7 protein-coding genes and 1 pseudogene are annotated in these 12,170 nt (G+C 47.1%); 4 read left to right on the forward strand and 4 right to left on the reverse strand.

What is annotated here, in order from left to right; all coding sequences use genetic code 11:
* Positions 1–76: 76 nt before the first annotated feature.
* The 3 genes and pseudogenes from ACN0TT_RS14715 to ACN0TT_RS14725 all read right to left on the reverse strand — a co-directional run.
* Positions 77–2,356: pseudogene (locus ACN0TT_RS14715) on the reverse strand (CRISPR-associated endonuclease Cas3''); the annotation flags it as partial.
* Positions 2,353–3,324 (reverse strand): type I-F CRISPR-associated endonuclease Cas1f, encoded by a 972-nt coding sequence (gene cas1f / locus ACN0TT_RS14720; RefSeq protein ID WP_417762904.1) that lies wholly within the window; start codon positions 3,322–3,324, stop codon positions 2,353–2,355. The gene cas1f and the pseudogene ACN0TT_RS14715, both read right to left, overlap by 4 nt.
* 112 nt (positions 3,325–3,436) lie before the next feature.
* A complete protein-coding gene (locus ACN0TT_RS14725) occupies positions 3,437–4,270 on the reverse strand; it encodes a helix-turn-helix transcriptional regulator (RefSeq protein WP_417762905.1) in 834 nt (277 codons plus the stop codon).
* 675 nt (positions 4,271–4,945) lie between these two features.
* Here ACN0TT_RS14725 and ACN0TT_RS14730 point away from each other — a divergent pair.
* On the forward strand, positions 4,946–5,497 hold the full coding sequence (locus tag ACN0TT_RS14730; RefSeq protein WP_417762906.1) for an acyloxyacyl hydrolase: 552 nt from the start codon (positions 4,946–4,948) through the stop codon (positions 5,495–5,497).
* 203 nt (positions 5,498–5,700) lie between these two features.
* Here ACN0TT_RS14730 and ACN0TT_RS14735 read toward each other — a convergent pair whose 3' ends face one another.
* Complete coding sequence (locus ACN0TT_RS14735; protein WP_417762907.1) at positions 5,701–6,903, reverse strand: MFS transporter; 1,203 nt, start codon at positions 6,901–6,903, stop codon at positions 5,701–5,703.
* 1,103 nt (positions 6,904–8,006) lie between these two features.
* On the opposite strand from ACN0TT_RS14735, the gene ACN0TT_RS14740 reads away from it, so the two are divergent.
* Genes ACN0TT_RS14740 through ACN0TT_RS14750 form a run of 3 tightly spaced genes read left to right on the forward strand, consistent with a single transcriptional unit; the run spans position 8,007 to position 12,092 of the window.
* Positions 8,007–9,299, forward strand: coding sequence for a cytochrome c (locus ACN0TT_RS14740; protein ID WP_417762908.1), 1,293 nt, complete (start codon positions 8,007–8,009; stop codon positions 9,297–9,299).
* Between the two features lie 20 nt (positions 9,300–9,319).
* Complete coding sequence (locus ACN0TT_RS14745; RefSeq protein ID WP_417762909.1) at positions 9,320–9,805, forward strand: (2Fe-2S)-binding protein; 486 nt, start codon at positions 9,320–9,322, stop codon at positions 9,803–9,805.
* Positions 9,789–12,092: a molybdopterin cofactor-binding domain-containing protein gene (locus ACN0TT_RS14750; RefSeq protein WP_417762910.1), complete on the forward strand. Its 2,304-nt coding sequence runs from the start codon at positions 9,789–9,791 to the stop codon at positions 12,090–12,092. Before ACN0TT_RS14745 ends, ACN0TT_RS14750 begins: the two co-directional genes overlap by 17 nt.
* Positions 12,093–12,170: the final 78 nt, after the last annotated feature.

The following is a 12,170-nucleotide window of genomic DNA, read 5'->3' on the forward strand; positions in this document are numbered from 1 at the left end:
ATCATTTGATCACATGACAAGATGCGCATCTACCTTAATTTGATGATTTTTATCTAAATCATCAGGGGATTCCTCAGTACCAAGCCCGAACAGAACTCAAGGTATACATTTTTGATAGAAATCCCGCTGCCGGACTTTTACCTTTGCCATTGGCTATGGACTCTGGCACGGCTAACGTATAGGTATTTACGTGACTATTTTCACCAAAGCGATCTAAACGCCCTAAACGCTGTAAGCAATCTTCAGCACTGGTGATTTCAGCCACCATATGATCACAACTGATATTAAGCGATGCTTGTACAATCGGCCCACTGCGTAGCACTTCATATTTACGCGTGCCTTTGCGCTTGTATGCCTCGTACACTTCACCAAACCATTTACGCTTATCACTTTTGATAAATTTTGAATGTAGTAATACTGCATTCTCGTTATGCTGATTTGCAATAAAACTGTTTTGTGCCGTTAGCGCCATGTTACTGATCACAAAAGTACAATCACTTTGCTGAGCAAACAGCGGGTTTATCTCGCTTAAATTTGTATCATCAAAGATTTTAAAATCAATCTGATACTGGCTTGGGTTGAACGAGGGCATGACTTTAATATCATCCGGGTGAATGCCGAGTAAATCTTCTACAAAAACATAATGTGGTGTTGCGGACACTAATAAGGTCTTAGCTTGAGCTTGTTGCATTTTTTTTGCGGCAATTAGTTCTGCAAATAGCAAATTAAACGCTGGTATGCTGACATATTCATGAAATTCATCAAACACCACGTGAACATTTAAAAAATCAATAAGCGTATTCGCTTTAGTGTGGCTTATTACTGAGCCAAGAATTTGATCTATGGTTGTGATAACAATATCGCCGGAAAAGTTTTTATCATCAGCAATAGGGTTATCCCATTGATTATGAAATTTAAATTCACCGGTATTTATTTCAATGATGCTATTAGGTAGGTACTGCTCAGAGGTCAACTCATAAAACAATCCTTGGCAGACTTGTACGCGTGGGCAAACCCAAATAATCCGTTTAGCACCCTGCAATTTTGCCCACTCTAAAGCGATTTTAGTTTTACCACTGCCTGCCGCCCCCGCAAGCACTGCAATATCTTCGGCTGAGGTAAGCTGCTTGGCGATATCGCGTTGCTTTTTACTGCGATCACTCGTTGGGAAAAAGGAGTTTAAGCAAGTATCAATATCAGAACTCAGTGTCGTTTCCACTTCAAATAGCTCGGCTACTATTTGATCTAACTGGCGCTCAAATATGGCAGTGTGTAACTCTGCTGCACTTAATGCCGATATTGCCCTATCCGAAGTGATCAAGCATGCGCGTGCAATGTTGTTTAGTGCATTGAATTTAACATTGGCGCTATTAGCCGATACTGTCTCTTCAAATTCATATTCTTTGTAGCTGGGTACATGTAAGGACGCGGGTATTTTATACTCCAGCTCGGTTATCTCCTCTTGCAAACATGACTTTTCTAATAATGAACTGTCTATAGATCGATATTTTTTATCAATACCTATAACCTGTTTAAGCAGTATTTGAGCTTGACCTACAATAGCAGATAGATCTGTCTCTTTTTGATTTGTCACCAGTTTTTTGCTGATGTCTTTATAGGTGTCAAAACTACTTTTTTCTTTACGAAATGGCTTAGCATGATGCCAATAAATTACATGTCTAAGTGTTTCTTTATTGGGTGTATTTATAATTTTTAGTTCTGGACTATCGAGTAATTGATAGAGTAATAGCGACACTTCATTATGCCTTGGATGTTTATCAAAGCTAAATTTTGCATCATCAATGTGTTGACCATCTTCGGCGATGAAATCCCTCTTTTTGGGATTGGACACCCACTCTTGAAACTTAGGGTCAATTTTCCCCAAATCATGTAAACAACCTGCAATAAAATTTGTAATAGAAAGCTGTGTATTGTCTGGAAATAACTGACGGTGTAGTTGTTCAGCAACATAGCCTACAGCAAATAAATGCTCACTCAGTGGTTGTAATTGGGTATTGGCATACAACACACCTTGCTTGGGTTTGTCTGTTACAACATCCATAATCACCTCTTTATCTGTACTATTCACAGGCACAATACCCTGCGCATTAAATTTCTTTTTATTCCCTACCACCCATAACAATTGGCTGCGTGATCGACTGCGAATCCAGTGACAGCTCACCGCCGTACTTCGGCTGGCCGTCTGTTTCAGCATCTTTTTCACCGTTTGTAAGCCGTCTTCGGTGATTAAGGTTTGCCAGGTGTTATTACCAATCCGATCTGCAAACGCATCTAACACTCGGCGGGTTTTCTTTAAGGCATTTTTCTCGCACTCAGAGACAAGCGTAACCATCATCGCGTGACGTCCTCTGGCTCGTTCGGTTCATTTAATGCAATCTGCTTAATGGTGTTAAACATAAACTCCATCGATTTATGTTCGATAAAGGCCTGTAGCACCTGTTGGCGAAATTCTTGCTCGCTGGCATTTTCTTTGGCGCAGACAAACGCCCACGGTAGCACCACGGCATCTTTAATGAGATCCGCCACGTCAAACACCAACGCGCCACGGCGGGTTTTGCCATGCATCACAGCAAAACCATGCGGGATGCCAAGTACCCACAAACAACTGGCCGCTAAGCCATAAGCCAAGTAGTTACCATGATTAAGAAAATCATTGGCTAAGGTGGTAGAATCGTGTTGACGGGTAAAATTCGCTAATCCGGTATTATTGGCGGCGTATTTGTAAAGCACTTTGGTGAGTTGCGCTTCGGTGAGCAGTAATTCAGCCGTTTTGCTGGCATTATCGGTGCGCTCATGGAAGGTGGCTAGCGCTTGTTGAATCACCTCATCATGAAAGACAAAGCCTTGGTTTTTTAATTCGCGGTCTTTCGCCCACACTGTTTGCAAGTAATCAATACGGGCGTTCTGAAATTGTTTGGCGACAGCTAAGCGCTTATCATCATCAAACCAAAAACTGAGCCAACCTTGCAGATATTCCGTCGGGCGATATTCGCTTTGTGGGGTGAACCATTCTACTTCCGTTGCCATATGCAATGGTGTACCACCACCGCCACAAAAACCTACCAATACACCGGCTTGAGAAAGCATTCTCATCGCCGCTTGCGTAATGGATGTGCCATTACCGAGTAATAACACCGTCGTATTGGCGATAGGAATGTTGTAGTACAGGTTTTCTTTCTTAGATTCCGTGAGATACAACACTCGACCGTCTTTTTGCATTACGCGGCAATATTCCAAGTAGTACATATTGGCACGCTTAGAGTGCAAAATGGTCTTCATATCTGAGGGGGAAAAGTCTTCCATTGCCGTATCCTTGGGTCACTATGTGGCTTAGCATTGCTTAACCATAACCTTCAAACAACACTGTAAAAATCCTCAGGTTAACTGAGTTTACCTCTTGTCAACGTGGTTGAAGCTAACCATTAAATAACCACTGTTTAATGTCATTTCGGTTAACTAGCACCAATTGTTGAGCCTCTGGCGAGCCATCAAGATATTTCGTGTTGATCTGTAGTTCCTTTAACAAGTAATCAGCTAGCGCGGCACGAGTGCTGAGCCGTAACTGCCCGTGTTGCATTTGAAAATCGTGACTGAGTACCGCTTGTTGCTCGGCGGTTAGCCGTGGATCAGGCGCGAGCACTAAAGTGATATAGCTTTGCCATGCCTCATCTCGTTCTGCGCCGTAAGCGGCTTTGCCTTCGATAACAGCTTCGCCACGAAATCGACTAAGCACTAAATCTCGATACCCTTGCGACTTTTCGCAGTAGCCGCGAACGTGCCAACGCCCACCTGCTTTGACAAAACAGTGTGGGCTGAAAATTCTTCCATCGGTTTCTGGATGAGTCAGTGACACATAGCCAACATCAACTCGTTGTTGCTGACGAATGGCGTGGGTTAAGGTGGCAATAATTTGAGGGGATACCACCCGAATAGGTGGGGTTAATGCATACGCGTGCGTGGTTTGCTTATTGCTGGAAAGGTTAAAATCGCTAGTTTGTAACCATGTGAGATAGCTATCTAAGCTGCCGTCGAAATAATGCCGTTTGGCATCACCAACCCACCGATAACTACCATTGGTTTGTTTGGTTAGCTGCTCAGGATAGAAGCACTGATAGGCGGCGATATCTTTGTAAACTTGCTGCCGTGTTATCTCAAACTGCCTAACAAGATCGCTGTTGCGAACATAACCTTGCCAGAGCGCGAGCATTTCAATGAAAGCAAACCGCTCATTTTGGGTGACTTGCGCCATTAACTGTCCGTGTTAGTGGAAATATAGCTGTAGTTGTAGCAGAGGAACGGTGACGATACTACGTGGTATATCGCTTTTTACGCATAAACTCTCATCGGTGTTTTAAACTGTGCGCAACGGCAACATGGCGGCTCGCAAGCGTCAATCGAGCCAACAAAAAGATAGGTGGCCGCATTATCTCGCGATGGTATTGTTCACTCAAACTTTTTGTTACGGTCATGGCGATAACTTTTAGTGGTATAGGTTGGTGTCATTATGCTTACCACTGATATCGATTCGCGTAGCTCGGTGAGCAGTGCGATTCATTCCCGCTAACGGCCCGCAGTCAAATTAACTCAATTCGCTGAACAGAATAACCTTAGCGTGCAATATTCAGTATTTTACATCAATAACTTTTTTATCCAATTCGTTACCTTTAATCTCATTTATTAAACTATTAGCAACATCAAACATAAATATCACACTATCAAAAAGAGGGATTATTAAAAATAATGAAACAGTGAGTAACCGTTAAATAAGTAGCAAAATATCAACCCTAATTTATTAATGCCAGACGCACTCCTCTCTACTTGCATTTATGAATTACACCCACATATAACGGGTAACATCAGTTTATTTGTACACGGACAACAATATAAGGATCGTTATTAAAGAATATATTTAAGGAGACTTAACATGTTGAACTATGGTTCATTACTCCGCGTCTTTTCCTTGGCGGCGGTACTGATATCTTCACTAGGTATCATCAATACCGCGCAAGCAGATTACGATACAGGCTTTGCCGTAAACTATGTCCACGGTGAAGGCGATCTCGACGGCGTTAAACTCGCCTACCAAGTGAACTTGGACTCGTTACATTCCATCAGCAAAGACCTTGATTTAACGTTAGAAACTAGCGTTAACTTTTGGCAATATGACGGCCATAACGATACCGATGTACTGGTGGCAGCATCTCCCATCTTGCGCTATCCGCTGTTTTATACCCATTTAGCCGATGTCTACTTGGAAGGTGGTATTGGTGTTTCGTTTATGAAAGACACTGTATTTGCGGGTAAAGACGTAGGTATTCACTTTCAATTTGAAGACCGTTTAGGTTTTGCGTTTAAATTTGGCGAGTCACGTAAAAATGTTATTTCACTGACATACTTACATTATTCCAATGCCGGATTAAGTGACCATAACCCAGGCATAGATTTATTAAACGTAGGTTATAGCTATCGTTTCTAATAACGATTTTATATAACCAATTCCACTAGGGGCTGTTATCTCGTATCATCTATATGATGAGCGATTGGCTATTGCTGCCACATCAGCAGTAGCGGCCTACCAATAAAAACCCCACGTCACGCGTGGGGGTTTTATTATATCGATGAACTTAATCATTCAGCAGGTGTTTAATACACCTCAACGGCGATAAGTCCTTATTGCCACTAACTGGCCGATTCTAATTGTTGGTTCACTTGTCGGCCTTGAATACGACTCACCAGCCACATGACAAATCCACCACCAAACAATAAGGCAGCAACATAGCCAGTATCATTAGCGGCGTAGCCGTTGATAAAGATATAACTGCCGGCGACAGGGCCAATAGCGTTAGCTGAGTTAAAGGCGCATTGCAGCAGCGCACCAATCACCGCATGGCCACCATTGGCTACGCGCATCAACATGGCTTGGATAATCGTGGTTAATCCTAAACTCGCGCCAAGCAGGAACACCACAACAAACAGGAACCAAACGTTGGTCGCCGCTTGCACATAAATAATGGCTAACGCGATGCAGTAGAGCAGCACAATCCCGGTCACCTTGGCGACAACGCGGTCACGCACATGCCCTAACATCCAGTTACCTACTGTCGAACCAACCCCAAAAATTACCATCGCAATCGAGATGTAATAATCAGGCACTTTAGTTACGGCCAGCATGGTATCTGCCAGATAGGTATATAAGCAGAACACACCGCCAAAACCGATAACGCCGATACCAACGATTGGCCAAATCAGCGGATTTTTGAGTACGGCGAGGTCTTTTTTTAAACCTTCACCTTCCGCTGGTAGCGACGGCAATACACGCCATAACAGCAAACACGCGATAAACGCTCCGGCTGATACCAATACCAACGCCCAACGCCAGCTAATGTTTTGCGCTAGTAAGGTAGCCAATGGCACACCAATAATGGTGGCAATGGTTAAGCCAGAAAACACCCGCGACATATAGAGTGTGCTGCGACCTTCGGGGGCGAGGCGTGCGCCAAACAGCAAAGCGGTACCAAAATACGCCCCATGTGGTAGGCCACTTAAAAAGCGGAACAGTACCATCTGCTCAAACGATGCGGCCAACGCACTCAGGCCGTTAAAAGCAAAAATCATTCCGGCGAACAGCACTAATGCGGAGCGACGGTTCATTTTTGGCGTCAGCATCATCAGTAATGGTGCGCCCACCACAACCCCAGCGGCGTAAGCACTGATCACATGGCCGACTTGGCCCGTAGAAACACTAAAAGTCTCGGCAATGAGTGGCAACATTGGCATGACTGAAAATTCGGTCAGCCCAAGTAAAAATGTGCCTATCGCTAGGGCAAACAGCGTAAGACCAATCGGTCGTTGGCTGATCACTTGCGTCGCGGTGGTACTCATGAACTCTCCTGCGGTTACAACCTAAAAATAACTCAGCCCACCGCTAAAAGAGGTAAGCGATCAAACCAATAGTGATGGAGCTGAAAACTGCGAATATAGCGGCGTAAAACTATGCAAAGCTGCCCATTCTACGCCATTATTTTTAATACTAAAGTCTTACCTGAGTTTTTTACTCAGGTGTTACATCACGCCGTCACACATGGCAGCACGGATGCTCAAAATTGAGGTGATCACCATATTTTTTACGCTAAGCGGCCTATAATGTGTCACGAGTCAACAGGTTAAGTACGTTAACCAAGATTGCGCAATAGATCTTAGCGACTACACAGCAAGTGATTGGTTAACTCGCATGATTACCGTTCCTCAGCAGAGTCAGGCACTCTCTCGCTAAGCACAGGCGAATGCTGCATCGTCGACGTTCTACGCCCCCCTTGTGGCGGCAGAACTTTGTTGCATGCAGCTTGCTTAGTTGGCTATGCGTCATAGGCTGCACCTCATGAATAACGCATTTGATTGGCACCAAAATCAAACGTGGAAGGTCAACACTGCCTTGGAGAGAACACGCCGTTGTTGTTTCTTAGGGAAGGTGCGAATAAGTCCCGTGCGTGCCCTGCGTGAGCATACAACTTTCAGATGCAAGGCGCAGTTTGCCGCGAATGGTGAGCCCTTTGCAAAAACTGCAACGTAGCTGGTGAAGCTGTAGAGCACGCCCTACGGGGATTTGTAAGCTCATGCATTTCTTCGTTAGCCAACTTTGCCATGCCCCAGCATGCCCGCAGTTAGCTGCCTTGAACTGCTATGGTTTACAAATCCAGAGCGTCGCGAAGATTTGTTCCCACCTTCCTTAGCTAAATGTACTAAATTTTAATTCGAAGTTAGTCAAAAAATTCATTAAGGGTAAGAGGATAACCGCTTCACCAGTAAGGGGATTATGGTTTAAACTACTCTAGTTTTGTTAACCTGATCACATTAACCAACGTTAACGTGCACAGAGACACATCTAGCTTCGCATCAAGGATAACGAAGCGACTTTTCGAAAAGGGGCATGGAGCTCGCTCCATCGTCTATAAAAATAACTTAATAAATTCATGAGGCAATGTGATATGAAACGCGGTTTATACAGCGTGCTCATCGCAGCTGTCGTCGTATTGGTAGGTTTTGGTATTTACGCCTACCACCCGACGATTGCTCCGATAACGCCACCAGCCAAGGATCAGTTTTCAGCAGACATGATTGCAAAAGGTGAGGTTTTAGCAGCGGCAGGTTACTGCAGTACTTGTCATACTGCGCCAGGGGGCAAACCTTTCGCTGGCAACTATGAAATGCATTCTGATTTCGGCACCATCTATTCCAGCAACATCACGCCGGACCAAGCCACTGGTATCGGTAACTGGTCTGAAGAAGCCTTTATCCGTGCTATGCGCACTGGTGTCAGCCGCGACGGTAGTCATCTATTACCGGCATTTCCGTTCGAACATTTCAACAAGATGACGGATGACGATATCAAAGCGATTTACGCTTACATCATGTCCTCTGTTGAGCCTGTCCAGCAAACCAAGAAAGAGAACGGTATTCCGTTCCCACTGAACCTGCGCTTCTTGCAAGCGGGTTGGAAACTGCTGTTTGCCGACACCAGCGATTTTACCCCTAACAGTGATAAATCAGCCGAGTGGAACCGCGGTGCTTATCTCGCTGAAGGTATCGCCCACTGCGGTGCATGTCATACACCACGCAACGCCTTAGGTGGTGAAAAGCGTGGTCAAATGTATAGCGGTGCCGCCATTGATGGCTGGATTGCGCCATCACTGACAGCATCAAGCACCTCGCCACTGAAATGGCGTGAACAAGATTTCTTTGAATATCTGACCACAGGTAACTCACCATTCCATGGCAGCGCTGGTGGCCCAATGGCTCCCGTAGTACATGACGGTGTGGCGACGTTATCTAAAGACGATATCAAAGCTATCGCCACTTACTTTGCCGATAAAGCAGGTAACGTGAACGAAGACCCAGCCCAAAGCCCTGCGCTGGCTACAGCGGTTGCGGCCCAACTATTGCCCGATCTGCGCACTCACGAAGGGGCGCGTCTGTACGCCGCGTCTTGCCAATCTTGCCACTACAGCAAGCAGCAACTGGTCAAAGGCCGCCCATTATTGGCCTTAGGTTCAGCGGTGCATTTGGATGATCCTACCAACCTCATAAACGTGATTTTGGATGGTTTCCGTGCCAATCAAGGTATCAAAGGCGTGGTGATGCCTGCCTTCCGTGATGCCCTGAGCGATGAAGACATCACCGCCATTGCCGCGTACCTGCGCCAAGCTGCAGGAGAACAACCTTGGCCAAACCTAGAACAGCGTGTGGGTGAGATCCGTAGTCAACCCCGTTTTGAGCAATAATCACGGGAGAAGTGAGTAACATGGCTAAATTTATTTTGAACGGCAAGCCAGTGGCTGTCGATGTAGACGGTGATACGCCACTGTTGTGGGTTATCCGTGACGAACTGAACATGACCGGCACCAAATTTGGTTGCGGTATTGGCACTTGTGGTGCGTGTACTGTGCATGTGGGTGGCCGTGCTACCCGTTCATGTACTACGCCGCTGTCAGCGGTAGAAGGGGCCGAGATCACCACCATTGAGGGCTTGTCTGAACAAGGCACCCACCCAGTGCAAGTGGCTTGGCAAAAACATCAAGTGCCGCAATGTGGTTACTGCCAATCAGGCCAAATCATGCAAGCGGCGGCGCTGCTGAAAGATATGCCAAATCCAAGCGATGAGGATATTGATGCAGTAATGAGCGGTAACTTGTGTCGCTGTATGACCTACGTGCGTATTCGTGAAGCGGTGCGCGAAGCGGCCAATACCATGAGCATGCAGGGAGGCAAAGATGAGCAGACTGCCTAATAAGGACAACGGCACCGGCATGACGCGTCGTGGCTTTTTGGTTGCGATGACGGCGGCTGGCGTGAGCTTTGGTTTTCCACGCGTTGCCATGGCAGCGATGAACCCAGCGACTGACAACGGCCAACCATTGCCAAATGCCGATGCCCTGTATGAACCGACCCTGTGGTACTCCATCGACAGCGCCGGCAAGGTCAAAGTCAACATTATCCGCGCGGAGATGGGCCAACATGTAGGCACCTCCATCGCGCGTATTTTGGCGGACGAATTGGAAGCTGATTGGGATGATGTCGAAATCATCCACGTCGACAGCGACAAGAAATGGGGTCTGATGGTCACCGGTGGTAGCTGGTCAGTATCGCAAAGCTGGCCGGTATATCGTCAAGCCGGTGCCGCTGGCCGTACCGCGTTGATTGAAGCCGCAGCTAAGCTGTGGGGCGTACCACAACGTTTGTGCCAAGCCAGCAAAGGCCAGATCATTTGCGGTAAAAAGTCGATCAGCTACGGCGAATTGATCGCCCAAGGCGTAAACCGTCAGTTTACCGAAGCAGAATTAAAAGCCCTGCCGTTGAAACCTAACCAAGACATGAAGCTGGTAGGTCAACAAGTACGCGGATTAGACATCAACAACAAAACCACCGGTCAAACCGTGTTTGGGATTGATGCCAACATTGAAGGCATGGTGTACGCCGCCCCTATCCTGCCGCCAACCCGTTACGGTTCCAAAGTATTATCGGTAGACGATAGCGCTGCTAAAGCGGTGAAAGGCTATCAACAAGCATTGACGCTGGAAGACCCAAGCAACACAGTACCGGGTTGGGTGGTGGTGTTGGCCAGCAGCTACTATGCCGCTAAAAAAGCCTCTGAGTTGGTAAAAGTGGAATGGCAAGTTGGCCCTGCGGCCAAAGTGTCTGAAGCCGACATCATCAGCCATGGTCGGGCCCTGCTGCAAGACGCTAGTAAAGGCGCGATTTTGGATACAGGCGACACCAACACTGAGCCAGTATTTGCTAAAGCGTCTTCCACTATCGAACACGAATACATCACCGATACCGTGCTGCACGCGCAGATGGAACCGTTGAATGCCACCGTGTTCAAAAACCAAGATGGCGTATGGGAAATTCATTCAGGCTGCCAATGGCAATCACTGACACTGCCAGTGGCTGCGGCTGCGTTGCAAGTACCGGAAGAGCAAGTAGTGATTCGCGCTTACATGCTCGGTGGCGGTTTTGGTCGCCGTCTGAATGGCGATTACACCATCCCTGCGGCGCTGGCGTCTAAAGCGCTCGGCGGCAAGCCGGTGAAGTTAGTGTTCACTCGCGAACAAGATCTACAGTTCGACAGCCCCCGCTCTGCATCACTGCAACAACTGCGAATGGCGTTCGATGGTGACAAGCACGTACTGGCGATGGAACACCACGCGACTGCTGGCTGGCCAACCGAAGTGATGATTCCGGTATTTATGCCGAAAGGCACTAACGGCGAGCCTTACGATCCGTTCTCCATCGCAGGGGCTGATCACTGGTACAACGTGGGTGCGCAAAAAGTACGTGCGGTATCTAACGATTTAGCCAACGACACTTTCCGTCCGGGCTGGTTACGTTCAGTAAGCCCAGGTTGGGTTGGCTGGGCAGTCGAAAGCTTTATGGATGAAGCGGCGCACCACGCGGGCGTTGATCCGTTAGCATTCCGTCTGGAGCATTTAACTGCTGAAGGCCGCAACGCAGGTTCTGGCCCTATCGCCTCAGGCGGTGCGAGCCGTCAAGCCGCGGTATTGAAAAAAGCGGCAGAGATGATTGGCTACGGTAAAGAGCTGCCAAAAGACAGTGGTATCGGCATCGCCTCCACCTTTGGCCAAGAACGTGATATGCCAACTTGGGTTGCGGTAGCTGTACAAGTGAAGGTTGAACGCGACACTGGCTTAGTGCATGTTGAAAAACTGCATGTTGCGGTGGATGCAGGCATTATCGTTGATCCAAATGGTGCAGAAGCCCAATGCCAAGGCGCCGCGTTGTGGGGACTATCTATGGCGCTGTATGAAGGTACGCAACTGGTGAACGGTAAGTTCAAAGACAGTAACTTTGATACCTACACGCCGCTGCGCATTGGTCAAACGCCAGAAGTCAAAGTCGAGTTTGTTAAAAACGACTATGCACCGGCAGGCTTGGGCGAACCGGCGGTAACGCCTGTTGCACCAGCGATTGCTAACGCTATCTATAATGCTGTTGGTGTGCGTTTGCGTAAAATCCCAATGACCCCGGCCGACGTTAAAACGGCTTTAAAAGCCTAGTGTTGTGGCTCGGTGTATCAACATCGAGCCACATCTAACGATGCGTGCTGGTAACAGCACGCAACTTAATTCAGGAGC

The organism is Shewanella sp. (assembly GCF_048265805.1).
Lineage (GTDB): Bacteria > Pseudomonadota > Gammaproteobacteria > Enterobacterales > Shewanellaceae > Shewanella.